Origin of the sequence: Streptomyces sp. NBC_01092, assembly GCF_045039535.1 — a bacterium.
Taxonomy (GTDB): domain Bacteria; phylum Actinomycetota; class Actinomycetes; order Streptomycetales; family Streptomycetaceae; genus Streptomyces.
Window position 1 is genome coordinate 6,954,335 of sequence record NZ_CP108659.1, and the last position, 25,217, is coordinate 6,979,551.

A 25,217-nucleotide genomic window follows, 5' to 3' on the forward strand; every position below is an offset into this window, starting at 1 on the left:
CGTGCGCGCTTACTTCTTGGCGTAGAGCTTGGTGAGCGCGACGCAGGTGTTGCCGGCGTCCCAGATCACGTTGCCGACCTTGGAGCCGTACATGTAGTTCCGGATCTTGTGGTAGTCCGGAACGACCGCGGCCAGCTCCATGATCATCTTGTCGACGTTGCCCCAGGCCTTGTTGGCCTCTTCCACGTCCGCGATCTGGCCCGCGGCGTCGATGGCCTTGTTGACGCCCGGGTCGTTCAGCTGGGCGTAGTTGCTGCGGCCGTCGCCGATGTTCTTGCCGCTCCAGCAGGGGTAGAACTGCGAGTAACCGCCCGGCCAGTCCGGGCTCCAGCCGGCGGCGAACAGGTCGAAGTCGTTGTCGATCTTGCCGATCTGGGTGTAGAACGTCGACTTGTCGACCTGCTTGTTGACGACCGTGAAGCCGGCCTCTTCCAGCGCGTTCTTGATCGCGACGGCGGTCTTCACCGCGGTGTCCGACTGCTGGTAGGCGATGACCAGCTTCTGGCCGACCTTGCCGGCCTCCTTCAGCAGGGCCTTGGCCTTCTCGGGGTTGCCGCCCGGCTTCTTGTCGACGCCGTACAGGTCGAACTTGGTGTAGCCGGGGGTCACCGGGGCGAAGATCGTGGTGGCGACCTCCTGGCTGGCCGCGCCGCCGCCGATGGTCTGGAGCTGCTGGTGCGGCCAGGCGTAGTTGATGGCCTGGCGGACCTTGACGTCCTTGATGCGGGTCGTGTTGATCGGCCAGTAGTAGGTGACCGTGTCGACCGCGGTGAGCACGCGCTTCTTGTACTCGGCGTTGGTGAGGACCTGGGCGAGGCGCTCGGGAGCGACCTCGTTGAAGATCGGCACCGCGTACTGGTCGTTGCCCTGGTCCGCGATCCAGCGGTCGGTCGACGCGACCAGCTCGTAGCCGAACTGGAAGAGGTACTTGTCCGGGTAGGCGTTGCGGATCGGGTCCGTCTTCGCGTCCCAGTGCTCGTTGCGCACGAAGGTCATCGACTTGCCGATGCTACGGCTGTCGATCTTGTACGGGCCGCAGGAGACCGGCTTCTTGTCGTACTTCTCCTTGGTGTCGGCCTTCTTCGGCACGAAGGCGTAACCGCGCATCGCCAGCGTGTAGTTGAAGTCGACGCGGGCTTCCTTGAGGCGGAAGGTGACGGTCTTGCCGTCGATCTCGATGGAGTCGAGGCTCTTGCCCTCGTAGGGGCCCGTGTACTTGTCGCCGCCCTCCAGGAAGTCCTGGACGTAACGCGGACCCTCGGTGACGAAGGACGCGAAGAGGCGCTCGAAGGTGTGGCGGACGTCGTCCATGGAGAGGTCGGTGCCGTCCTCCCACTTGATGCCGTCCTTGATGGTGTACGTCCAGGTCTTGCCGCCGTCCTTCATGGTGCCGGCGTCGGTCGCGGCGTCGCCGACCAGGATGGCGTTGCCCTTTTCGTCCAGCTTGTAGCCGGTCAGACCGCGCATGATCGGGACGGTGATGGCGGCCTCGGTCGAGACGTAGATCTGCGCCGGGTCCATGTGGTCCATGTCGAACTGCTGGAGCGAGTAGATCGTCCCGCCCTTGACCGCGCCCTTGACCTCGGGGGCGGGGCCGGTGGAGTCGGCCTTCGTGCCCACCGGGATCTCGGTGGTCTTGGAGCCCGTGACCTTCGGGGCCTTGTCCTGCGAGCCGCCCTCGCTGCCGCTGCTGCACGCGCTCAGTACCGAGGTGGACGCCGCGGCCACGCCGGTGGCGATCAGGAAGTTTCTACGCGAGAAGGACATCGCATCCTGCCTTGAAGTGGGTTGATGAGAGAGATCCGGCACCCCGGCTGTTGCCGTGGTCCTGAAAAGAGCCGGAGTCAGCGCTTGGACTTCGGGTCGAGTGCGTCACGCACCGAGTCACCGAGGAGGTTGAACGCGAGCACGAAGATCACCATGGACAGGCCCGGGAAGAGCATGAAGGTGAGGTCCTCGGTGTAGAACTGTGCGCCGCGCTGGATCATGACGCCCCAGTCCGGGGTCGGGTCGATCATGCCGACGCCGAGGAAGGCGAGACCCGCCTCCGCGGTCACGAATGCCGGGAGCATCAGCGTGGACTGGATGATGATCGGCGTCCACAGGTTGGGCAGCAGCTCCTTGAAGACGATACGCCTCGGTGATGCGCCCGTGACCTTGGCAGCCTCGACGAACTCCCGCTCGCGCAGGCCGAGTACCTGGCCGCGCAGCAGACGGGCGATGGACGCCCAGCCGAAGGCGGACAGGACGATGATCAGGCCCGCGGCACGCAGCGAGGTCGGGATGTTCTCGTCCGGGGCGACGAAGAGCCCGTACACGACAGGCATGAAGGCGATGAAGAAGAGGGTGGACGGGAACGACAGGAGGATGTCGATGACCCGGCCCACGAAGTAGTCCGTCCTGCCGCCGAGATAGCCCGCGGTGACACCGATGACCACGCCGACGACGACGGTGAGCACGGTGGCGGCGAGGGCGATGCCCAGCGAGGTGCGGATCGCGTAGAGGAGGAAGGTGAAGACGTCGCGGCCGAGCTGCGGCTCGACGCCGAACCAGAAGTCGGAGCTGATGCCGCCGTTCGGACCCGCCGGGTACGCGAAGGCGTTCAGCAGCTCGGGCTGCTTGCTCGCATAGGTGGTGTACGGATCCTTCCCGTACAGCTTGGCTATGAGCGGAGCACCGAGCGCGATGGCGAAGAAGAAGATCACGACGTACGCCGATATGACGCCCGTGCGGTCGCGCTTGAAGCGCTTCCACGCCAGCCGTCCCGGCGAGCGGCTCTCGCTGCCCTTAGGGGTGGAGGGCGAAGGCGACTTGTCGATGCTCTCGTCAGTCGCCTCAAGCGGGGCAGCCGCGGATGGAGTTGGGGGGGTCATGGTGCTCCTGGCCCAAGGGAGGGTCTGATGACTCCGCAGGGCAACCTCCCCTACGGGCTACGCCGGACTTTTTCAACGCAATTCATTCAAGGTCAATAAATTCTCGCCCGAGTTGGTTGTCTCTTTACGTTCTTTACCCTGCCTTGACCGTTCCGTAGCTACGCGGGTAGCGCAACGTGATGGAGTCGTGCCTTGACTCGGACCAATTGGACTATTCGGGCAACGAGTTCGATATACGGACGCTCCTGTATCGAAATGTGTACATCCCGAGGTCGGAATCCAACGGTTCGGCATCGGATGGCGAAGATCCATTGCGGGACTTCTCGAAGAGCGACGGGTCGTGTGGAGGGCGCGGTCGGGACAAGTCCGATACGTCGCTCACGCGGATGCGTGGCATCCGGATGGTGTGTCGCCCCATTGGCCGGAGTCCGTGTGCGTTATGCGGCTTTTGACTCGATATTGGCCCGTAACGGATCAGCACCGGAGGAGGCAGTCCATGCGTGGAGCGACGCCCGCCCGATGGGCCGCGTGTGCGATGGCGGTTGCGCTCGCCACGACGGCCTGCGGAGGAGGGGGTGACAGCGGCGACGGCGGCACGGGCCTGAGTTCCTCGTGGACCGATCCGCAGAACCCGCTGGAGCCGGCCAACACGAACGAGGTGCAGGGCGGCAAGGTGCTGTACATGATCTTCCGGGGGCTGAAGCAGTACGACCCGAAGACCGGCGAGGCCGAGGACATGCTCGCCGAGCGGATCGAGACCCCCGACTCGAAGAACTACACCGTCACCGTCAAGGACGGCTGGACGTTCAGCAACGGCGAGAAGGTCACCGCCCAGTCCTTCGTGGACGCCTGGAACTACGGGGCGAGCCTGAAGAACAACCAGAAGAACGCCTACTTCTTCAGCTACATCGACGGCTACGACCAGGTCCACCCCGCCCAGGGCGAGCAGAGCGCCGACACCATGTCAGGGCTGAAGGTCGTGGACGAGCGGACCTTCACCGTCAGGCTCAGCCAGAAGTTCTCCAGCTTCCCCGAGACCCTCGGCTACAACGCCTTCGTCCCGCTGCCCCGGGTGTTCTTCGACGACCACGCCGCCTGGCTGTCCAAGCCCGTCGGCAACGGCCCCTACGCCGTTCAGTCGTACACCAAGGGCTCCGAGATGCGGCTGGCGAAGTGGGACGCCTACCCGGGCGAGGACGCGGCGCGCAACAGCGGCGTCACCCTCAAGGTCTACACGGACAACAACACGGCCTACACCGACCTGATGGCCGGCAACCTCGACCTCGTCGACGACGTACCGGCCCAGCAGCTGAAGAACGTCCGCAGCGACCTCGGCGACCGCTACCTCAACACCCCGGCCGGCATCATCCAGACCCTGTCCTTCCCCCACTACGACAAGGACTGGAGCAAGCCCGGCTCGGTCAAGGTCCGCCAGGGGCTGTCCCGGGCGATCGACCGCGAGCAGATCACCCGGACCATCTTCCAGGGGACCCGCACCCCGGCCACCGACTGGACCTCACCCGTCCTCGGCGCGGAGGGCGGCTACAAGGCCGGGCTGTGCGGTCAGTGGTGCCGGTACGACGCCGCCGCGGCCCGCAAGCTGATCGAGGAGGGCGGCGGGCTGCCCGGCGGCCAGGTGAAGATCACGTACAACGCGGACACCGGCTCCCACAAGCTGTGGGTGGACGCCGTCTGCAACTCCATCAACAACGCCCTGGACAACGACCGGGCCTGCGTCGGCAACCCGATCGGCACCTTCGCCGACTTCCGCAGCAAGTCCACGACCCAGAAGCTGTCCGGTCCCTTCCGGGCGGGCTGGCAGATGGACTACCCGCTGACCCAGAACTTCCTCCAGCCCCTCTACTACACGGACGCCTCCTCCAACGACGGCAAGTGGTCGAGCGAGGAGTTCGACAAGCTGGTCGACCGGGCGAACGCCGAGACCGACCCCGCGAAGGCCGTCGAGACCTTCCAGCAGGCCGAGGAGGTCGTCCGGGACAACATGGCGTCGATCCCGCTCTGGTACCAGAACGGCAGCGCCGGCTGGTCGCAGCGGCTGTCGAACGTGGCCCTCAACCCCTTCAGCGTCCCCGTCTACAACGAGATCAAGGTCGGCTGAGTCCGGCATGGGGAGCTACGTCGTCCGGCGCCTGCTGCAGATGATCCCGGTGTTCATCGGGGCCACCCTGCTGATCTTCCTCATGGTGAACGTGATGGGCGACCCCATCGCGGGCCTGTGCGGCGACCGGCAGTGCGACCCGGCGACGGCGACCCAGCTGCGCAAGGAGTTCGGCCTCGACAAGCCCGTGTGGCAGCAGTACCTGACCTATATGGGGAACGTCTTCACCGGGGACTTCGGTACGGCGTTCAACGGCCAGGAAGTCACCGAGCTGATGTCCACGGCCTTCCCCGTCACCATCCGCCTGACGATCGTGGCGATCTTCTTCCAGGTCCTCATCGGGATCACGCTGGGCGTCGTCACCGGCCTGCGCCGCGGCCGCCCCGTCGACACCGGCGTCCTCCTGATCACCCTCGTCGTCATCTCCGTCCCCACCTTCGTCACCGGTCTGCTGCTCCAGCTGCTGCTGGGTGTGGAGTGGGGCTGGATCCGGCCGTCGGTCTCCCCGGCCGCCCCCTTCGGCGAGCTGATCGTCCCGGGCCTCGTCCTCGCCTCGGTCTCCCTGGCGTACGTCACCCGTCTGACCCGCACCTCCATCGCGGAGAACCGGAGCTCCGACTACGTCCGCACGGCCGTCGCCAAGGGATTGCCGAGGCGCCGAGTCGTCACCCGCCACCTCCTGCGCAACTCCCTCATCCCCGTCGTCACCTTCATCGGCGCCGACGTCGGCTTCCTGATGGGCGGGGCGATCGTCACCGAGCGGATCTTCAACATCCACGGCGTCGGCTACCAGCTCTACCAGGGCATCCTGCGCCAGAACACCCAGACCGTCGTCGGCTTCGTGACGGTCCTCGTCCTCGTGTTCCTCCTCTGCAACCTGGTCGTCGACCTCCTGTACGCCGTACTCGACCCGAGGATCCGCTATGCCTGAGCCGCCGCTGGAGACGGGCGGGGTGATGGGCTTCGCCGCCACCGAGGTGGAGTCCCTGGAGCAGCGGCCGCCCGTCGCCGAGCCGGGTCCTGCCGGTACGGAACCGGCGGGCCGGCCCCGCTCCCTGTGGTCCGACGCCTGGCGCGACCTGCGCCGCAACCCGGTCTTCATCGTCTCGGCCCTGATCATCGTCTTCCTGGTGGTCATCTCCCTGTGGCCGTCGGTGATCGCCTCCGGCAACCCCCTCAAGTGCGACCTCGCCAAGGCCCAGCAGGGCGCCGGGCCGGGCCATCCCTTCGGCTACGACGGCCAGGGCTGCGACGTCTACACACGCACCGTCTACGGCGCCCGTACGTCCGTCACGGTCGGCTTCTGCGCCACGCTCGGGGTCGCGCTCCTCGGCTCGGTGCTGGGCGCGCTCGCCGGCTTCTTCGGCGGCCTGTGGGACTCGTTCCTCTCCCGGATCGCGGACGTCTTCTTCGCCATCCCGGTCGTCCTCGGCGGTCTGGTCCTGCTGTCGGTCGTCACCAGCAACAGCGTCTGGCCCGTCATCGGCTTCATCGTGCTGCTCGGCTGGCCGCAGATCTCCCGCATCGCCCGCGGCGCCGTCCTCACCGCCAAACAGAACGACTACGTCCAGGCCGCCCGCGCCCTGGGCGCCTCCAACACCCGCATCCTGCTGCGCCACATCGCCCCGAACGCGGTGGCCCCGGTGATCGTGGTCGCGACCATCGCGCTGGGCACGTACATCGCCCTGGAGGCGACCCTGTCCTATCTGGGCGTGGGCCTGAAGCCCCCGAGCGTCTCCTGGGGCATCGACATCTCGGCGGCCTCCCCCTACATCCGCAACGCCCCCCACGCCCTGCTGTGGCCGTCCGGAGCGCTCGCGGTCACCGTCCTCGCGTTCATCATGCTCGGCGACGCCGTGCGCGACGCCCTCGACCCGAAGCTGAGGTGAGCCGCCGCATGCTGCTCGAAGTGCGGGACCTGCACGTGGAGTTCCGGACCCGGGACGGGGTCGCCCGGGCCGTCAACGGGGTCAGCTACGGCGTGGACGCGGGGGAGACGCTCGCCGTCCTCGGGGAGTCCGGGTCCGGCAAGTCGGTGACCGCGCAGGCCGTGATGGGGATTCTCGACATGCCGCCCGGCAGGATCACCGGGGGCGAGATCCTCTTCCAGGGCCGGGACCTGCTCCAGCTGAAGGAGGAGGAGCGCCGCAAGGTCCGCGGCGCCGAGATGGCGATGATCTTCCAGGACGCGCTGTCGTCCCTCAACCCCGTGCTCTGCGTGGGGGAGCAGCTCGGCGAGATGTTCGTCGTGCACCGGGGCATGTCCCGCAAGGACGCGCGGGCGAAGGCCGTCGAGCTGATGGACCGCGTCCGCATCCCCGCCGCCAAGGAGCGCGTCAGGCAGTACCCCCACCAGTTCTCCGGCGGCATGCGCCAGCGCATCATGATCGCGATGGCCCTCGCGCTGGAGCCGGCCCTCATCATCGCCGACGAGCCGACGACCGCCCTCGACGTCACGGTCCAGGCCCAGGTCATGGATCTGCTGGCGGAGCTGCGGCGCGAGTACGACATGGGCCTGATCCTCATCACCCACGACCTCGGCGTCGTCGCGGACGTGGCGGACCGGATCGCGGTGATGTACGCGGGCCGGATCGTGGAGTCGGCGCCGGTCCACGACCTCTACAAGGCGCCCGCCCACCCCTACACCCGCGGCCTGCTGGACTCCATCCCGCGCCTGGACCTCAAGGGCCGGGAGCTCTACGCCATCAAGGGCCTGCCGCCCAACCTCATGGACATCCCGCAGGGCTGCGCCTTCCATCCCCGCTGCCCGATGGCCCAGGACGTGTGCCGCACCGACGTGCCTCCCTCCTACGAGGTCTCCGAAGTCCGGCGCAGCGCCTGCCACTTCTGGAGGGAGTGCCTCAATGGCTGAGGCCATCGTGGAGGTCGGCGGGCTCGTCAAGCACTACCCGCTGACCCAGGGCGTCCTCTTCCGGAAGCAGGTCGGCTCGGTCAAGGCGGTCGACGGTGTCGACCTCACGCTCCACCGTGGCGAAACCCTGGGCATCGTGGGCGAGTCCGGCTGCGGCAAGTCGACGCTCGCCAGGATGCTGGTCAACCTGGAACGCCCGACGGCCGGTTCGATCAAGTACAAGGGCGAGGACATCACCCGGCTGTCCGGCCGCGCCCTGAAGGCCGTACGCCGCAACATCCAGATGGTCTTCCAGGACCCGTACACCTCCCTCAACCCCCGTATGACGGTGGGCGACATCATCGGCGAGCCGTACGAGATCCACCCCGAGGCGGCACCCAAGTCAGAGCGGCGCAGGAAGGTCCAGGAGCTGCTGGACGTGGTCGGCCTCAACCCCGAGTACATCAACCGCTATCCGCACCAGTTCTCCGGCGGACAGCGCCAGCGCATCGGCATCGCACGGGGCCTGGCCCTGCGCCCGGAGGTCATCGTCGCCGACGAGCCGGTCTCCGCGCTGGACGTCTCGGTTCAGGCCCAGGTCATCAACCTGATGGCCGGCCTCCAGCGGGAGTTCGACCTCTCCTACGTCTTCATCGCCCACGACCTCTCGATCGTCCGGCACATCTCGGACCGGGTCGGGGTGATGTACCTCGGCCGGATCGTGGAGAGCGGCAGGGACACCGAGATCTACGACCACCCCACGCACCCCTACACCCAGGCCCTGCTCTCCGCGGTCCCCGTCCCCGACCCGCAGGCCCGTGAACGCCGCGAGCGCATCATCCTCTCGGGCGACGTGCCCTCCCCGACGAACGTCCCCTCCGGCTGCCGCTTCCGCACCCGCTGCTGGAAGGCGCGGGAACGCTGCGCCGAGGAGGTGCCGGTGCTCGCGGTGCCGTCGCGGCTGCGGGAGCTGGGCGGGCCGGCGCTGCACGAGTCGGCGTGCCACTTCGCGGAGCCCGCGCCGGTCGGTCATAGCTACACAAACGCACCCTAACTGCGTTAACACACAGGCAACTTGAGCGACCCGATACCGATATACGGACGCGTCAGGCTCTACAACGTACGGCCGTGCGGGTGCCGTAAACGGACCGGGGTGCGCCATGTCACCCCGGTCCGTTGCTGTTCTTTGCGCCTAAACCGGCGCCGCTCTCGCGGACCTGGCTGGTGCTTCGTCGTGGTTGCTCAATTAATGGTCGCGGTGCTCTGTGGAGGGTTTCCCCTCAGGCCGGCCGAGAGCGCGCCGGATGAAGTCGAGCTGGAGCAGCAGCAGGTTCTCCGCGACCTCCTCCTGCGGGGTCATGTGGGTCACCCCGGACAGGGGCAGCACCTCGTGCGGGCGGCCGGCGGCCAGCAGTGCCGAGGACAGGCGCAGGGAGTGGGCGACGACCACGTTGTCGTCCGCCAGCCCGTGCACGATCATCATCGGGCGGTGCGGCTCGGCCGCCTCCACCAGGCCCGCGTCGTCGATGAGCGAGTTGCGCCGGTAGACCTCCGGCTGCTTGTCGGGGTGCCCGACGTAACGCTCCTGGTAGTGGGTGTCGTACAGGCGCAGGTCGGTGACCGGGGCGCCGACCACGGCGGCGTGGAAGACGTCCGGGCGGCGCAGCACCGCGAGCCCCGCCAGGTAGCCGCCGAAGGACCAGCCGCGGATGGCCACGCGGGTCAGATCGAGCGGGAACCGCTCGGCGAGCGCCTGCAACGCGTCGATCTGGTCCTGCACCACGACCGCCGCGATGTCGTCCTTGACCGCCTTCTCCCAGGCCGGCGAGCGGCCCGGCGTACCGCGGCCGTCCGCGACGATCACCGCGAAACCCTGGTCGGCGAACCACTGCGAGGTGAGATGCGCGTTGTGGGCGGCCACCACCCGCTGGCCGTGCGGTCCCCCGTAGGGATCCAGCAAAACCGGCAGCGGAGTGTCACCGGCGTAGTCCCGAGGCATAAGCACGGCGCACGGGATGCGACGTGCGCCCCCTTCGGTGAGGGTCATGCGCGGGGTCAAACCGGGATCTTCGGCATACGACCGGACGGTCGCGGTCCGCTTCCCCTCACGAAGAACCTGGACCTGAGCCCCGGGCCGGTCGGCGGCGTGGGACACCAGTACCGTCACGCCCCCGGCGCGCACCGCCGCGTGCACGCCGGGTTCCTGTGACACGCGCTCCACGCCGAGCTCGTTCACCCGATACACATGCACTTCGCCGATCTCGGATTCGGCCGCGGCCTCGCCCGCCGACGCCGAGATCAGTACGTCGTCGGCGGTGACGTCCAGCACCGCACGGACGTGCAACTGCGGTCCCGTCAGCGGGCGTTCGCCCACCGTGAGGACCCGCGCGCCGCCCTCGTCGGCGATGCGCACCAGGTGCCCGGAAGGGCTCCAGCAGGGCACGCCAGGGAAAAGATCCAGCCATTGTGGATCTTCGTCGGCGTGCACCATCCGGGTCGCCCCCGTCGCCGGGTCCACGGCCAGGAACAGCTGGCTGAGCTGGTCGCGCGCCTGTACGAGCAGCAGCGGCGCACCCGCCGCTGACCAGTGCACTCGCGCCAGATACGGGTACCGCGCCCGGTCCCAGGAGACCTCCGTGCGCACCCCGTCAAGGCCGATCACGAACAGCCGCACGTCCGCGTTCGGTGTCCCCGCCGCCGGGTACGCCACCCGCTGCGGCTCCCGCTCCGGACGCGCCGGATCGGAGATCCACCACCGGCGCACCGGCGTGTCGTCCGCGCGCGCCACAAGGAGCCGGTCCGACTCCGGGCTCCACCAAAAGCCCCGATAGCGCGCCATCTCCTCGGCCGCGACGAACTCGGCCAACCCGTAGGTGACGCCGTCCGACTCCGGCTCGGCGAGCGCACGGTCGCCCTCGCCCTCGGCGCCCACCACGCGCAGGGCGCCCTGCGCGACGTAGGCGATGTGCCGGCCGTCGGGGGAGGGGCGCGGGTCGATCACCGGCCCGGGGACGGGGAGTTCACGGGCCGTCCCGGCTTGCAGCTCGGCCGTGAAAAGCCGCCCTGACAAGGCAAAAGACGCCAACTCGACGGCGCTGTCGGTCGCGTGGGCGACGATGCCGGCGCCCCCCTCACGGCTGCGCTCGCGCCGCGCCCGCTCCGCGGCCGAGAGGTCCTCCGAGGCGCCGCCCAGCAGGGCGCGCGGGTCGGCGGCCACGCGCTCCTCGCCGCTCTGTGTATCGAGCACCCACAGCGAACTCGCCGGGTCCGTACCAGAGGTGGAGCGCAGGAACACGGCACGGGAACCGTCGGGCGCCACCGCGAACGCGCGCGGCGCGCCGAGCGTGAACCTCTGGGTGCGGGCGTGCCGTCGGGGGAAGGACACAGGGTCGGTCGTCATGCCCCGACCATATTGGCCAGTGCGCCCCCTTGTGCGGCTGTGCGCCGATCGATGCGCACGTACGGATAGTTATGATCACAACCGCATAGTGGGTATGAACCTGCTGGCTGCTGCATGGATTTATCTGCCCCCACAGTTCGCGAAGTCCCGACCCCCGCGCCTGGGATTCTTGGAGGTGAGCCGCCGTGGCACTCTCGATTTCGGCGGTGGTGCTGCTGGCGATCATCGTCTTCCTTCTGATCAAGAAATCAGGGTTGAAGGCCGGACATGCGGTGGTCTGCATGCTGCTGGGCTTCTACCTGGCGTCCTCGACCGTCGCTCCCACCATCAGCGAGCTGACGACGAACATCGCGGGCATGATCGGAAGCATCAAGTTCTGAGCGACGCCGCGCGGCGTTGTCGGCGGCGCCTCGTAGGGTGGGGTCCATGACGGATCAGCCCGACCGGCGTCTCCTCCTGGTGCACGCGCACCCGGACGACGAGTCGATCAACAACGGCGCGACCATGGCCAGGTACGCGGCCGAGGGTGCCCGGGTCACCCTGGTGACCTGCACCCTCGGCGAGCACGGCGAGGTCATCCCCGCGGAGCTTCGGCACCTGACCGGCGCCGAGCTGGGCGAACACCGCCTGGCCGAGCTCACCGCCGCGATGCGCGAGCTCGGCGTCGAGGACTTCCGTCTCCTCGGCGGAAAGGGCCGCTACGAGGACTCGGGAATGATGGGCCTCGCCGACAACGACGACCCCGCGAGCCTGTGGCAGGCGGACGTCGACGAGGCGGCCCGCGAGCTCGTCGAGGTGATCCTGGAGGTCCGCCCCCAGGTCCTGGTCACCTACGACCCCGACGGTGGGTACGGCCACCCGGACCACATCCAGGCCCACCGCGTCGCCACCCGCGCGGCCGAGCTGGCCGTGGACGCCGGGTGGGAGATCCCCAGGATCTACTGGAACCGCGTCCCGCGCACCGTCGCCGACGAGGCCTTCGCCCGACTTCAGGCGGATCTGCCCGCATTGCCCTTCAGTAAGGCCGCCACCGTCGACGACGTACCGGGCGTCGTCGACGACGAGCACATCACCACCGTGATCGACGGCACCGCGCACGCCGCCGCCAAAGCCGCCGCGATGCGGGCGCACGCCACCCAGATCGACGTGGCCGAGCCGTACTTCGCGCTGTCCAACGAGCTGGCGCAACCCCTCTTCACCACCGAGTACTACGAGTTGGTGCGCGGTGAGCCGGGGGCGGGGACGGAGTCCGACCTGTTCGCCGGTCTCACGCCCGGGGAAGCGTCTCTCACGCCCGGGGAGGCGTCTCTCACGCCCGGGGAGGCGTCATGAGCTCGATGCTCGCCCAGCCGCTGAAGCTGAAGCGGCCCTCCGCCCTGCGGGCCCTCGCCTACCTCGGGCTCTTCGTGCTCGGCGCGGTGGTCGGCGTGGCCGGCGCGCTCGTACAGCCCGCGTGGTTCCCGGGCGGGCTGCTGCTCGCGCTCGCCGGTGAGGCCGGGCTCCTGCTGGGCGCCGGCCGGGCGACGGGAAGCCGCGCCGGGGCCGTCGCGCCCGCAGGCGGCTGGATGATCACCGTCATCCTGCTCACCGCCAGCCGTCCGGAGGGCGACTTCGTCTTCGGCACGGGAGCCGCCTCCTACCTCTTCCTGCTCGGCGGCATGGCTGTGGCTGTGATCTGCGCCACCCTCGCGCCGTTGCGGCAACCGGGTGGCGACGGCGTCCGACTTGCCAAGTGACGTACCACTTCTCCACGAAGTACTCGTGCGAGTCCCGTGTGGGTTTCCCAGGCGGTCGTGGGATGCGGGCCAGACGTGGCCAGTATGGTGGTGCGCGCCGCCGAGCCGTCCGCAGCAATGAGGTCGAAACGGGCGGTGGAGCCAACCGGGAGAACCTGCCTTGAGTCGTGAAACTGACACTCCGTCCTCCGGGCCCAACGGGCGCGGCGGAGCCGCATACCCCTCGGGCACGCCGCCGTACGGGACCCCCATGGCTTCCGACAGCGCTGCGAACGAGGGCCGTTCGGCCTCGCAGCCGGAGGAACGCAAGACCGAGACCACGCTGACGACCCGGATCCGGATCAACATCCCCGGCTCGCGGCCCATTCCGCCGGTCGTCGTCCGCAAGCCCGTCTCCGAAGCCGACCACCCCGGCGACATCGCCGACACGGAGGCACCGGCGCCCCCCGGCGCCACGCCCCCGACCGCGGGCCCTGTCGAGCCCCCGGCCGAACCCGCCGCGCAGGCGGGGGAGAAGACGAGCGACTGGTTCGCACCGCGCAAGTCCTCGGGAGGCAAGGGTGGTCAGGGCGGCCCGGCCACCAACGGTGCCGGTCTGCCCGGCGGTTCGGTGCCCGGTGGAGTCGTCGGCTCGATGAGCGCGCCCGGCGGCCCCCGTCCCGGTGGTCCGAACGGCGCACGGCCCGACGGCGGCTCCCGTCCGGGCGGCGCGAACGGCGCGGGGCTCTCCGGGGCGACCGGCGGACCGGTGGCTCCCGGGCACGGCGGCGGCACCGGCTCCTTCGACGTGACCGAGGCACTGGCGGCGGGCCCGCTGGGCAACGGCAACGGCAGTGGCGCCCGCCCTGGCGGCGAGGCGCGCCGCGACGACCTGCCGTACTTCGCGGAGAACGGCACGGGCGGCCCGAACGGGCAGAACGGCTTCGGCGGCCAGGGCGCGCAGGCCGGCCCGAACGGTCCCGGCGGCTACGGCGCCCAGGGCGGCCCGGGCGGCTTCGACCCCGCCGCCGACTTCAACGCCCCGAGCGACTTCGGTGGCTCCAGCGACTTCAACGGCCCGAACGGCCGTGGCGGCCGAGGCGGCCCGCAGGGCCCCGCCGGCCCGACGACCGGTCCGGTAACCGGCGACGGCCCGGCGGTGCCGCCGGCCCTCGGCGCGGGGCCCGGCGGCCCCGGCATTCCCGGCATCAACGTCGGCCCGACCCGGCCCGGCGGCGGCCCGAACGGCCCGGGTCAGAACGGCCCCGGCCCTGGCGGCCCCGGCCCCGGTACCCCGTTCCCGACCCCGGGCCCCGGCGGCCCCGGCGGCGGGCTGAGCGACGACACCGCGATCCTCACCCCGCAGAAGCCGGCCCCCGAGCCCGGCAACACGAACTACGGCGGCGTCGCCGACAACGTCTCCGGCCACACCGTCACCAGCGGCATCCCGGTCGTGCCCGCAGGCGCCCAGAGCGGCCCCTTCGGGCCGGGCGGTACCGAGCCGTCGGGGCCGCACACGCCCCCGAAGCTCCCCGAGCCGTCCTCGTCGAGCTCCTCGTCCTCCCGCGCGCCCAAGAAGAAGGGCCGCAACAAGCTGGCGCTGGTCGGCGGCGGCGTGTTCGTCCTCGCGGGCGGCCTCTACGGCGCGGGCCTGCTGATGAACCACACGGATGTGCCCAAGGGCACCACCGTGCTCGGCGTCGACATCGGCGGCGGCACCCGTGACGACGCGGTCAAGAAGCTCAACGACGCCTTCGACGAGCGGGTCAACAAGCCGCTGAAGCTGTCGGTGGGCGGCAAGACCGTGTCGCTGGAGCCGGACAAGGCCGGGCTCCAGTTCGACATGCAGTCGACGGTCAGCACGGCCGCGAGCAGCGACTACAACCCGATCTCCGTCATCGGCTCCCTCTTCGGCAGCCAGCGGGTCGTCGACCCGGCCATGCCCACCGACGAGGAGAAGCTGCACGCGGCACTGCAGGACGCCTCCGGCGGTTCCGGCTCGGTGACCGAGGGCACGGTCACGTTCAAGTCCGGCAAGGCGGTCGCCGTGTACGGCAAGGGCGGCCAGGGCATCGACGTCGCCAAGTCGACCACGGCGGTGGAGGAGGCGTACCGCACCCAGGTGGAGACGGGCGAGTCCGCCGCGGTGCAGGTCGCCACGACCGGCCAGCAGCCGAAGATCACGAACGCCGAGGTCGACCGGTTCATGAAGGAGTTCGCCGAACCGGCGATGGCCAACAAGGTCACGATCCAGACGGATGCCGCGCACAGCATCCCGTTCGGCTCCCTGTCGCTGCCGAAGATCCTCGGAGTCAAGGCCGTCGACGGCAAGCTCGTGGACACCTACGATCTCGACGCCCTCAAGGCGGCCTACGGCGCCACCTTCAACGGCGTGCAGATCAACGGCGCGAGCGGCAAGCGCGATGTCCTTCCGCAGGATGTCGCCTCCGCCCTGCGCAAGGCGCTGCGCGCCAAGACGGCGGCGGAGCGCACCGTCACCATCGACACCAACCCGAGCTAGACGCTCCGCTGGTAGGGGCGCGTCATGTCGTCGCTCGGCCGCGCCGCCGTCGTGGCTGGTCGCGCCCACGCGGCGGAGCCGTAAATCGATACAGCCCCGCGCCCCTTCAGGGCGTTGCCGAACCGCCTGACCCGCTTGGGTAGCCGCTCGGACCAGGGGGCACCCGGCACTCGCCGGGTGCCCCCTGTCGTCGTATGACATCTGTCATCCGGCAGTCAGGACCGCCGACACTGCCGGGCCCCGGGCCCGCGCGGCCACCCTGGAACGCATGACAACGACAGGGCTGAAAGCGGCGGCGCCGGACACGGCGACTCCGGTGGTCGGATTCGACCGGGTGAGCAAGAGCTACGGGAGCGTGCGGGCGGTCGACGGGCTGACGCTGGCGCTGCATCCGGGGGAGACCGTGGCCCTGCTGGGCCCGAACGGGGCCGGCAAGTCGACCACCCTCGACCTGCTGCTCGGCCTCAAGCAGCCCGACAGCGGCACGGTCGGCATCTTCGGCGCGGGCCCGCGCGAGGCGATCGTCGCTGGACGCGTGGGCACCATGCTGCAGAGCGGCGGGTTGATGGACGAGGTCACCGTCGCCGAACTGGTGCGGCTGGCCTGCGATCTGCATCCGCGGCCGTACCCCGTCTCCGAGGTCCTCGCCCGCGCGGGCGTCACCCAGATCGCCGACCGCAAGGTCGACAAGCTCTCCGGCGGCCAGGCCCTGGGGGTGCCCCCAGGCCCTTAAGGCACTGGGGGAGGGTCCGCTTCGCCCTCGCGACGGCCGGCGACAGCGACCTGATCGTCCTCGACGAGCCGACCACCGGCATGGACGTCACCACCCGCCAGGCCTTCTGGGCCACCATGCGCGAGCAGGCCGACCAGGGGCGGACCGTCCTGTTCGCCACGCACTACCTGGAGGAGGCCGACGCCGTCGCCGACCGCGTGCTCGTCCTGCACCGGGGCCGGCTGCCGGCCGACTGCACCGCGGCCGAGCTCAATGCGAAGGCCGGCGCCCGCAGGATCTCCTTCGACCTGGCCGACGACCCGACCGACCCGGTCGACGAGGCGGCGCTGCGGGAGCTGCCCTTCCTGACGTATCTGGACGTGTCCGGCCACACCGTGCGCATCCAGTCCGCCGACGCCGACGCCACCGTCCACGCCCTCTACGGCCTCGGCCTGTACCCCCGCAATCTCGAAGTCGCCGGGCTCGCTCTGGAGCAGGCGTTCGTCGCCATCACCGCCGCCGAGGAGGCACGCCGGTCATGAACGGTCTCATCAGGCTCGAACTCGCCCGCGACATCGAGGTCGTCGCCCAGGTGGCCCGCGGCGACGAGGTCCTGGCGGCGGCCCGCGAGCACGACGTGGACGTGGCGCTCCTGGACATCGAGATGCCGGGCGCGACCGGCATCGAGGCGGCGGCGCTGGTGCACGCGGAGCTGCCGGCCGTGAAGCTCGTCGTCCTCACGACCTTCGGCCGCCCCGGCTACCTCCGCAGCGCGATGGAGTCCGGCGCCGACGCCTTCCTGGTCAAGGACGCCCCCGCGGCCCAACTGGCCGAGGCGGTACGCAAAGTACTCGCGGGGGAGCGCGTCATCGACCCCACCCTGGCGGCAGCGGCCCTGGCAGAGGGCGCCAACCCGCTGACGGACCGCGAACGCGAGGTCCTGCGAGCGGCGGAGGACGGCTCCACGAACGCCGAGCTCGCGACAACCCTGCACCTGTCCCAGGGCACGGTCCGCAACTACCTCTCGACGGCGATCCAGAAGCTGACGGCACGGAACAGGGCGGAGGCGGTACGGATAGCGAGGGAGAAGGGCTGGCTGTAGATCGCCGGTCCGGCAAGCGCCCTGAAGGGGCGCGGGGCTGTATCGATATGCGGCTCCGCCGCGTGGGCGCAACCAGCCACAACGAACCCGCAGTCGCACGACAGCAGAACCCCTACGGCGAGAAGGCGAACTAATTCAACATCGCCCGAGCCGCCCGGGCCTGCCCCCGCACCTGTTCCGCCGCCCCCTCATCCACCGCACAGATCAACTCCGCGTACTCCTCCAACTCCACGGCCCCCTCGACGAAGTCACCCCGCTGCACCAGCAACTGCGCCCGCTCGAACCGCAACCGAGCCGGATGAGACGGCAGCAACAGCGACAACTCCACCGCCCACAACCCCACATCCGTCCGCTCGGGCCGAGTCGCCGCCCAGGCCCGAACGTTGTTCAGGATCCGCAGCACCACATCCAGGGGATCGGCCGGCGTCAGCATCGAAGGATCGAGCGGCGCCCCCGTGGCCCCCGCCACCAGCAACTCCGCATCGCTCCCCGTCAGCACCCGCCCCCCGTCGAACGGATCGGCGAGCACCTGCTCATCGGCAGCCCCGAACCCCACCACGAAGTGCCCGGGCAGAGCGACCCCGTACACGGGAGCCCCCGCCCGCCGAGCCACCTCCAGCCACACCACCGACAGCAGAATCGGCAGCCCCCTGCGCCGCGCCAGCACCTGGTGCAGCAACGACGACTCAAGCCGCTGATAGTCCGCGGCGCAGCCGCGAAACCCGTACCGCTCCCCGAGCAGCTCCCGCAGCGCGATCGCCCACGCCCGCGGCCCTCCGGGCCGGAACGGCAGCTGCCCCGCCAGTTCGTCCAGCCGGACCTGCGCGCAGTCCATCCCCGCCTCGTCCAGCGTCCCGTCGGCCTCGGCTCCCACCAGCAGGCACAGCATGGACAAGTCAGGCCGCTCGGACCGCGCCTCTTCGGCGAACCGCCGACGGAGTTCGGCGGAACGCTCGGGCGGTGGGGGGTACAGGGGACGCATAGCTGGCTCGTGCCCTTTCACGGCGATCGGTACCGCCGCTCACAGTGATCGACAGTGGTGGCGATAGTGGTGATACGCGTGATGCGCGGCGAACCCCATCCCGGCGTACAGGCCCCGCGCGCCCACGTTGTCCGTCTCGACCTGGAGCCACGCCGCGGACGCCCCCTCGTCGAGGGCGCGCCGGGCCAGCGCGGCCATGACCCGGGTGGCCAGCCCCCGCCGCCTCAGCGCCGGATCCACCTCCACGGCGGCGAAACCGGCCCACCGCCCGTCCACGACACACCGCCCGATGGCGGCGGGCGCGCCGCCGGTCTCGCTCGGAACCGTCGCGAACCACACCGACGGCCCTCCCCCACTCTCGGCTTCGCTCGAGCGGGGGGACCCCCCTCCCAGCACCTTCAGGGCCACTTCGCTCACCCCCTTGCGCTGATACCGCGTAAGCCAAGCGTCGTCCGCCTGCCGGGACAGCACCACTCCGGCGCCCTCGTCCCGGTCGGCGACCGGCGCCAGCGCCCCGATCCACAGCTCGGCGGAGACCTCCCGCACCCACCCCAGCCGCTCCAGCTCCGCGCACAGCAGCTCCTGCGTGCCCTCGGCCCCGGTGGCGGTCTGGACGTACGCGGGGAGCCCGCGGGCGTCGTACCAGCGCCGTACGGCATCGAGGGCGGCAGGCAGCGGCAGGCCGGGGTCGCCGAGCGGCAGCGCCGAGTTGGCCCGGCGGGTGAAGCCGGAGGCGGCCCGCAGCTCCCACTCGCCGAGCCGCTCGCTCTCCACCGGCCGCCACGCGCGCGCGGAGACGTGCGCGAGCTCCTCGTAGGAGGCGGCGGGCCCGCGACGTCGCGCCGGAGCGGGCGGCACCACCTTGCCCGCGACCAGTGACGCTTCCGGAATACGGACCGTCTCACCACTCTTCCGTGTGATCACCAGCACACGGTCGTCCCATGATGCGAGAACACCCACCGTGTCGGTGAACTTCTCACCCTTGGTCGCAGGATCGTTCAGGCAGCGTACGGATACCCGTTTACCCACGTCAGCAGCGGTGATACGGACCTCAAGGCGCCCCGTCGCAGATATTTCCACAGGTCAGTTCACCCCTCCTGTTCGGATCATGCCCAAGAACGGAGATACTAGAGGCGGGCATCGACGACGCCGCGCTCCCGCGCGCCAGGCGGCGGAGCCTGAGGAGGCCCGCCGGCGCCCTATCGAGGAGGAACGACAGCGTGACCTACGTCATCGCGCAGCCTTGTGTCGACGTCAAGGACAAGGCGTGCATCGAGGAGTGCCCGGTCGACTGCATCTACGAGGGCTCCCGGTCCTTGTACATCCACCCGGACGAATGCGTCGACTGCGGAGCCTGTGAGCCGGTGTGCCCGGTCGAGGCGATCTTCTACGAGGACGACACTCCGGAGGAGTGGAAGGACTACTACAAGGCGAACGTCGAGTTCTTCGACGAGCTCGGCTCCCCGGGCGGCGCCAGCAAGCTGGGCCTGATCGAGCGGGACCACCCCTTCATCGCCGCGCTGCCGCCGCAGGCCGAGTAGTCACCATCGGCGACCCGCACAGCGTGCCGCCTCGGTCCCGTACGGCCTGATCGTCGTGCGGGACCGAGGCGTTGCCGTATCCGGCAGTACCAGAAAGTGAGCCAGATCCCGTGTCCGCAGTCTCCGAGCGTCTTCCGACCTTCCCCTGGGACAAGCTGGAGCCGTACAAGAAGACGGCCACCGCGCACCCGGACGGCATCGTCGACCTCTCCGTCGGCACGCCGGTCGACCCGGTTCCCGAGCTGATCCAGAAGGCCCTGATCGACGCGGCGGACTCCCCGGGCTATCCGACGGTCTGGGGCACCCCGGCGCTGCGCGACGCGATCACCGGCTGGGTGGAGCGCCGCCTGGGCGCCCGCGAGGTCACCCACCGGCACGTCCTGCCGATCGTCGGCTCCAAGGAACTCGTCGCCTGGCTCCCCACCCAGCTGGGCCTCGGTCCCGGCGACAGGGTGGCCTACCCGCGCCTGGCGTACCCGACGTACGAGGTGGGCGCCCGCCTCGCCCGCGCGGAGTACGAGGTGTACGACGACCCGACCGAGCTGGACCCGCGCGGCCTGAAGCTGCTCTGGCTGAACTCGCCGTCCAACCCCACCGGCAAGGTCCTGTCGCAGCAGGAACTGACCCGGATCGTGGCGTGGGCCCGCGAACACGGCATCCTGCTGTTCTCCGACGAGTGCTACCTGGAGCTGGGCTGGGAGGCCGACCCGGTCTCGGTCCTGCACCCGGAGGTGAACGGCGGCTCGTACGAGGGCATCGTCGCCGTGCACTCGTTGTCGAAGCGCTCGAACCTGGCGGGGTACAGGGCGGCCTTCCTGGCCGGTGACCCCGCCGTCCTGGCTCTCCTCCTGGAGATCCGCAAGCACGGCGGCATGATGACGTCGGCCCCGACTCAGGCGGCGGTGGTCGCGGCCCTGGGCGACGACGAGCACGTCCGCGTCCAGCGCGACCGCTACGCCGCCCGCCGCACGGCCCTGCGCGAGGCCCTTCAGGCCCACGGCTTCCGGATCGAGCACAGCGAGGCCAGCCTCTACCTCTGGGCCACCCGCGACGAGTCCTGCTGGACCACGGTCGCCCACCTGGCCGACCGCGGCATCCTGGTGGCTCCCGGCGACTTCTACGGCGAGGCGGGCGCCCGGCACGTACGGGTCGCGCTCACGGCGACGGACGAGCGGGTGGCGGCGGCGGTACGACGTCTGGCGTGACCGTGTACGGCTGCCGGTGCCGGTGCCACCGCCGCTGTGTAGGCACGCAAAAGCCGACGGGGCCCAGGAAGCTTCCTGAACCCCGTCGGCGGTGAAGCCGGACGCAGCCGACCGTCAGCCGACCGGCAGGCCCTGCACCGGCAGCGAACCGGTCGCCGGCAGGCCACCCTGCGTGGCCGACCCGGCCGTGTCACCGAGGATTCCCCCGACCTGCCCGGCCACGCCACCCGCGGTCTCCTGCGCGGCAGCGGCCCGCTCCTTCGCGACCTTGCCGCCGGTCTTCGTCACCTTGCCGCCGGCCTTGGCCGCGGTCGGCACCGCCTTCTTCGCGGCCTTGCCGCCGCTCTTGGTCACCTTGTCGCCGGTCTTGGCCGCGGTCGGCAGCGCCTTGTCGACCGCCGTGTCGACGGCGCCGCCCGCGAGCCCGGCGGCGTTCTGGGTCGCGCCGTCGACGACAGTCGTGCCGTCCAGGGCGGTCAGCCCGCCGACCTTGGAGGCGTCGGGCAGTGCGGGGGCCGCGCTGGCGGAGCCGGCCGCACCGACCCCGGCAGCCGCTCCCGCAGCGACGAGCAGCGCGGCACGAGCGATCCGGCGGGTCAGGGGGAGGGACATGATGCTCCTTCGACGGGTCTGTCGGATGAGAACGATGAAGTGTCCGACCACGTCCGGCAGTTGACCGACTCACTTCGGCGACTGACGGGGGACCGACTGGCTGTTGATCTCCGGGCTCGGACGCAGTGACTACCGCTCGAAGCCCGCGAAGGTTGCGGCGCGCCAATGTAAAGAGTTGGCAATGCGTCGCATTATCGCCTGCGGATAAAAACGGGCAAAGCGCGTCCCGTCCGAAAGCCCGCCGAATCCTTACAGCCCTTTGCTCTCAAGGCTTTTCACGGATTCGGGGATGGTCGCGCGAAAACCTGCCCATACCGTCGCCGCCCGACACTTCGACCAACCCGTGGGGGTGATCCGTCGAACTGCCGCGCGTACTACCGGGACGTGACGATCCGCACCGGACTCACGCCGCTCCCGGCCCCCGACGCACCCGCCCCGCCGCTCGGGCGCCACTGGCTGTCGGTGTTCCCGGCGATCCACTCCCGCCCGGCGTACGACACCCGCTTGATGTGCAGATCGGAGGCGTTGGCCACGGCCCAGTGGGCCAGCTGCCAGCCGCGCTCGCGCGCACCGCGCCCGGCGCCGGAATCCCCGTCGGCCCGCACCGGCAACTCGACGGTCCGCTCGTCCTTCTTGATCACGGACGGCGTGGGCGAGGGCGTGGCCTTCTCGCCGCTCACCTCCGCGGCGGCCGGCTGGAGCGCGTCCCGCCCGAAGTCCCGCAGCAGCGCGTCCCGCACGGCGTCCGCACCCGCGGCCCGCGTGGCCCCCGGACGCCCCTCGCAGGTCAGCGTGGCCGCCGAACGTCCCGTGAGCGCGGCGGCGAGCAGCGTCGCGTCCGGCTCGTGCTTGGCGTACGCCTCCGGAAAGCCGCTGCGCTGGACGCGCTGGGCGGCGACAGTGAGCGGCAGCCGCGTGTAGTCGCGGACCTTGACCAGGTGCTCGTAGAAGGCGCCCGCCGCGTAGATCGGGTCGCGGATCTCCTCCGCGGTGCCCCAGCCCATCGAGGGCCGCTGCTGGAACAGGCCCAGCGAGTCCCGGTCGCCATGGTCGATGTTGCGCAGCCCCGACTCCTGGAGAGCGGTGGCGAGCGCGATCGTCACGGCCTGCTCGGGCAGTCCGCGGCCGGTGCCGACGGCGGCGATCGTCGCCGCGTTCACCGCCTGCTCCGGCGTGAACTCGTATCTGGCCCCGTCGCTCTTGCCCGACACCACGTCGCAGCCCGGCGTCCCGGTGCCTCCGGTGACGTATTGCACCGCGAGGTAGCCCGCGACCGCGAGCAGGACCATGAAGGCCGCTCCGCGACGCAGGAGACGGCCATGACGTTTGCGGGAGGGCGACGGCTCTGGCACGCCTACAAGGTAGCTGAGGTTACTGAGGGGTATGGGCGGGGTTGAAAATCAGTGGGGAAAGTGGGGTGACTGCGCGGCGGGTTAGGGTCGGCACCATGGCCGACACCTCCCTTGACCTCACGCTGGACGCCGCGAAGCTCACCGCGCAGCTCGTCGACTTCCCCTCCGTCAGCGGCACGGAAAAGCCCCTGGCGGACGCCATCGAGACCGCCCTGCTGGCCCTGCCGCACCTGACGGTCGAGCGGTACGGCAACAACGTGTTGGCGCGGACGCACCTGGGCCGGCCGGAGCGCGTGATCCTCGCCGGTCATATCGACACGGTGCCGATCGCGGACAACGTCCCCTCACGCCTGGACGAGGACGGCGTCCTGTGGGGCTGCGGCACCTGCGACATGAAGTCCGGCGTCGCGGTCCAGCTCCGCATCGCCGCGACGGTCGTCGCCCCGAACCGCGACCTGACCTTCGTCTTCTACGACAACGAAGAGGTCACCGCCGACCTCAACGGCCTCAAGCACGTCGCCGAGAACCGCCCGGAGTGGCTGGAGGGCGACTTCGCGGTCCTGCTGGAGCCGTCGGACGGCGAGGTCGAGGGCGGCTGCCAGGGCACGCTCAGGGTCCTGCTCAAGACCAAGGGCGAGCGGGCCCACTCCGCGCGCTCCTGGCTGGGCTCGAACGCGATCCACGCGGCCTCGCCGATCCTGGCCCGCCTCGCCTCGTACGAACCGCGTTACCCGGTGATCGACGGCCTGGAGTACCGGGAAGGCCTGAACGCGGTGGGCATCTCGGGCGGAGTGGCGGGCAACGTCATCCCCGACGAGTGCGTCGTGACGGTCAACTTCCGCTACGCCCCGGACCGCACCGAGGAGGAGGCCGTCGCGCATGTCCGCGAGGTCTTCGCCGACTGCGGTGTCGAGGAGTTCGTGGTCGACGACCACAGCGGCGGCGCGCTCCCCGGCCTCTCCCACCCGGCGGCCGCGGCGTTCATGGAGGCCGTCGGGGGCATCCCGCGCCCCAAGTACGGCTGGACCGACGTCTCCCGCTTCTCGTCCCTAGGCATCCCGGCGGTCAACTACGGCCCCGGCAACCCGCACTTGGCGCACAAGCGGGACGAACGGGTCGAAACGGCGAAGGTCCTGGCGGGCGAGGAGCGGCTGAGGGCGTGGCTCACGGCCTAGCGCTCACAGACGGTGGGCATGAGCATGAGCGCAGGTGAAGCCCGGTGGACAGGGGGTCACCCTCGGGATCGCCGGGACGGCGCTTCACGGCGGACATGCTCACGTCCCCCGTCCGTAACCCACGTGGATCTACGCTGAGGTGGATAGACCTGCAAGACCCGCAGGCCCCGCAGCGGAGGGAGCGCACATGGCTACCGGCAACCCCGAGGGGAAGAAGCAGCCACCGTCGGAGCAGCGTCTGGGACCGGTTCTCCGGAGGCGTGGGCAGGTGACGGCGAGTACGACCGACCAGCGACTGCTGGACGCGGGCGGCCCGTCCGACTGGGTCCACACCGACCCCTGGCGCGTCCTGCGCATCCAGTCGGAGTTCATCGAGGGCTTCGGCACGCTCGCCGAACTCCCGGCGGCGATCAGCGTGTTCGGCTCGGCACGCACACCGGTCGACTCTCCCGAGTACGACGCCGGAGTGCGCCTGGGCCGAGGGCTGGTCGAGGCGGGCTTCGCGGTGATCACCGGCGGTGGCCCCGGCGCCATGGAGGCGGCGAACAAGGGCGCGCTGGAGGCGAAGGGCATCTCGGTCGGCCTCGGCATCGAGTTGCCCTTCGAGCAGGGGCTCAACCCCTACGTCGACATCGGCCTCAACTTCCGGTACTTCTTCGTCCGCAAGATGATGTTCGTCAAGTACGCCCAGGGCTTCGTGGTCCTCCCCGGCGGCCTCGGCACCCTCGACGAACTCTTCGAGGCCCTCACCCTCGTCCAGACCCAGAAGGTCACCCGCTTCCCGATCGTCCTGTTCGGCAGCGAGTACTGGGGCGGCCTGGTCGACTGGCTGAAGAACACGCTGATCGCCCAGGGCAAGGCGTCGGAGAAGGACCTGATGCTGTTCCACGTCACGGACGACGTGGACGAGGCGGTGGCACTGGTGTCGAAGGAGGCGGGGCGCTAGCCCTGGTCGCGTCCTTCAGCTTGTCCGGCGTTCGAGGACGGGGTCTTGCCGTCCCGAGCCCCCACCCACCCGCGGGGGCTTCACCTCTCGGCGCCGGCCCGCATTGTTTTC

At 70.1% G+C, this 25,217-nt stretch carries 21 protein-coding genes and 1 pseudogene; 15 read left to right on the forward strand and 7 right to left on the reverse strand.

Going from position 1 to position 25,217, the window contains the following annotated elements; translation table 11 throughout:
- Positions 1–9: 9 nt before the first annotated feature.
- Together OG254_RS31800 and OG254_RS31805 are read right to left on the reverse strand one after the other, a co-directional pair.
- Positions 10–1,767, reverse strand: a complete 1,758-nt coding sequence (locus OG254_RS31800; protein ID WP_405588538.1) for an ABC transporter substrate-binding protein — start codon at positions 1,765–1,767, stop codon at positions 10–12.
- A 77-nt stretch (positions 1,768–1,844) separates the two neighbouring features.
- Positions 1,845–2,873: an ABC transporter permease gene (locus OG254_RS31805; protein WP_405588541.1), complete on the reverse strand. Its 1,029-nt coding sequence runs from the start codon at positions 2,871–2,873 to the stop codon at positions 1,845–1,847.
- 496 nt (positions 2,874–3,369) lie between these two features.
- Here OG254_RS31805 and OG254_RS31810 point away from each other — a divergent pair, with 496 nt between their 5' ends.
- Genes OG254_RS31810 through OG254_RS31830 form a run of 5 tightly spaced genes read left to right on the forward strand, consistent with a single transcriptional unit; the run spans position 3,370 to position 8,897 of the window.
- Entirely contained in the window at positions 3,370–4,992 is a 1,623-nt protein-coding gene (locus OG254_RS31810; RefSeq protein WP_405588544.1) for an ABC transporter substrate-binding protein, read from the forward strand.
- 7 nt (positions 4,993–4,999) lie between these two features.
- On the forward strand, positions 5,000–5,923 hold the full coding sequence (locus OG254_RS31815; RefSeq protein ID WP_351189374.1) for an ABC transporter permease: 924 nt from the start codon (positions 5,000–5,002) through the stop codon (positions 5,921–5,923).
- Positions 5,916–6,881: an ABC transporter permease gene (locus tag OG254_RS31820; RefSeq protein ID WP_405588548.1), complete on the forward strand. Its 966-nt coding sequence runs from the start codon at positions 5,916–5,918 to the stop codon at positions 6,879–6,881. The genes OG254_RS31815 and OG254_RS31820 overlap by 8 nt, the downstream gene beginning before the upstream one ends.
- Positions 6,882–6,889: 8 nt before the next feature.
- Complete coding sequence (locus OG254_RS31825) at positions 6,890–7,864, forward strand: ABC transporter ATP-binding protein (RefSeq protein WP_405588551.1); 975 nt, start codon at positions 6,890–6,892, stop codon at positions 7,862–7,864.
- The gene (locus OG254_RS31830; protein ID WP_405588554.1) at positions 7,857–8,897 is read left to right on the forward strand and encodes an ABC transporter ATP-binding protein; all 1,041 of its coding nucleotides are present in this window, start codon (positions 7,857–7,859) and stop codon (positions 8,895–8,897) included. Before OG254_RS31825 ends, OG254_RS31830 begins: the two co-directional genes overlap by 8 nt.
- Before the next feature lie 192 nt (positions 8,898–9,089).
- On the opposite strand, the gene OG254_RS31835 is transcribed toward OG254_RS31830, so the two are convergent.
- A complete protein-coding gene (locus OG254_RS31835) occupies positions 9,090–11,243 on the reverse strand; it encodes a prolyl oligopeptidase family serine peptidase (protein ID WP_405588557.1) in 2,154 nt (717 codons plus the stop codon).
- 185 nt (positions 11,244–11,428) lie between these two features.
- Here OG254_RS31835 and OG254_RS31840 point away from each other — a divergent pair, with 185 nt between their 5' ends.
- The 6 genes and pseudogenes from OG254_RS31840 to OG254_RS31865 all read left to right on the forward strand — a co-directional run bounded on the left by OG254_RS31840 (position 11,429) and on the right by OG254_RS31865 (position 17,293).
- The gene (locus OG254_RS31840) at positions 11,429–11,623 is read left to right on the forward strand and encodes a hypothetical protein (RefSeq protein WP_019755516.1); all 195 of its coding nucleotides are present in this window, start codon (positions 11,429–11,431) and stop codon (positions 11,621–11,623) included.
- 46 nt (positions 11,624–11,669) lie between these two features.
- Positions 11,670–12,575, forward strand: a complete 906-nt coding sequence (gene mshB, locus OG254_RS31845; protein ID WP_405588561.1) for an N-acetyl-1-D-myo-inositol-2-amino-2-deoxy-alpha-D-glucopyranoside deacetylase — start codon at positions 11,670–11,672, stop codon at positions 12,573–12,575.
- Entirely contained in the window at positions 12,572–12,979 is a 408-nt protein-coding gene (locus OG254_RS31850; protein WP_147993538.1) for a DUF6113 family protein, read from the forward strand. Before mshB ends, OG254_RS31850 begins: the two co-directional genes overlap by 4 nt.
- Before the next feature lie 160 nt (positions 12,980–13,139).
- A complete protein-coding gene (locus tag OG254_RS31855; RefSeq protein ID WP_405588564.1) occupies positions 13,140–15,479 on the forward strand; it encodes a hypothetical protein in 2,340 nt (779 codons plus the stop codon).
- Positions 15,480–15,747: 268 nt separating this feature from the next.
- Positions 15,748–16,733 (forward strand): annotated as a pseudogene (locus tag OG254_RS31860) (ABC transporter ATP-binding protein).
- Positions 16,730–17,293: a DNA-binding response regulator gene (locus tag OG254_RS31865; protein ID WP_405588567.1), complete on the forward strand. Its 564-nt coding sequence runs from the start codon at positions 16,730–16,732 to the stop codon at positions 17,291–17,293. The pseudogene OG254_RS31860 and the gene OG254_RS31865 overlap by 4 nt, the downstream one beginning before the upstream one ends.
- Before the next feature lie 130 nt (positions 17,294–17,423).
- Here OG254_RS31865 and OG254_RS31870 read toward each other — a convergent pair whose 3' ends face one another.
- Entirely contained in the window at positions 17,424–18,275 is an 852-nt protein-coding gene (locus OG254_RS31870; protein ID WP_405588570.1) for a tetratricopeptide repeat protein, read from the reverse strand.
- 39 nt (positions 18,276–18,314) lie between these two features.
- A complete protein-coding gene (locus tag OG254_RS31875; RefSeq protein WP_405588573.1) occupies positions 18,315–19,355 on the reverse strand; it encodes a GNAT family N-acetyltransferase in 1,041 nt (346 codons plus the stop codon).
- Positions 19,356–19,495: 140 nt separating this feature from the next.
- Between OG254_RS31875 and fdxA the strand changes: the two genes are divergently transcribed.
- Positions 19,496–19,816: a ferredoxin gene (fdxA, locus tag OG254_RS31880; protein ID WP_030961637.1), complete on the forward strand. Its 321-nt coding sequence runs from the start codon at positions 19,496–19,498 to the stop codon at positions 19,814–19,816.
- Positions 19,817–19,926: 110 nt separating this feature from the next.
- On the forward strand, positions 19,927–21,021 hold the full coding sequence (locus OG254_RS31885; protein ID WP_405588576.1) for a bifunctional succinyldiaminopimelate transaminase/glutamate-prephenate aminotransferase: 1,095 nt from the start codon (positions 19,927–19,929) through the stop codon (positions 21,019–21,021).
- A 114-nt stretch (positions 21,022–21,135) separates the two neighbouring features.
- Here OG254_RS31885 and OG254_RS31890 read toward each other — a convergent pair whose 3' ends face one another.
- Positions 21,136–21,633 carry an ATP-binding protein gene (locus tag OG254_RS31890; RefSeq protein ID WP_405588579.1) on the reverse strand — a complete coding sequence of 166 codons (498 nt, stop codon included), beginning with the start codon at positions 21,631–21,633 and terminating at the stop codon, positions 21,136–21,138.
- 374 nt (positions 21,634–22,007) lie between these two features.
- Positions 22,008–22,985: a heavy metal transporter gene (locus OG254_RS31895; protein WP_405588581.1), complete on the reverse strand. Its 978-nt coding sequence runs from the start codon at positions 22,983–22,985 to the stop codon at positions 22,008–22,010.
- Between the two features lie 95 nt (positions 22,986–23,080).
- Between OG254_RS31895 and dapE the strand changes: the two genes are divergently transcribed.
- Together dapE and OG254_RS31905 are read left to right on the forward strand one after the other, a co-directional pair.
- Positions 23,081–24,160 carry a succinyl-diaminopimelate desuccinylase gene (gene dapE, locus OG254_RS31900; protein ID WP_405588584.1) on the forward strand — a complete coding sequence of 360 codons (1,080 nt, stop codon included), beginning with the start codon at positions 23,081–23,083 and terminating at the stop codon, positions 24,158–24,160.
- A gap of 187 nt (positions 24,161–24,347) precedes the next feature.
- The gene (locus tag OG254_RS31905; protein ID WP_351189424.1) at positions 24,348–25,106 is read left to right on the forward strand and encodes a TIGR00730 family Rossman fold protein; all 759 of its coding nucleotides are present in this window, start codon (positions 24,348–24,350) and stop codon (positions 25,104–25,106) included.
- Positions 25,107–25,217: the final 111 nt, after the last annotated feature.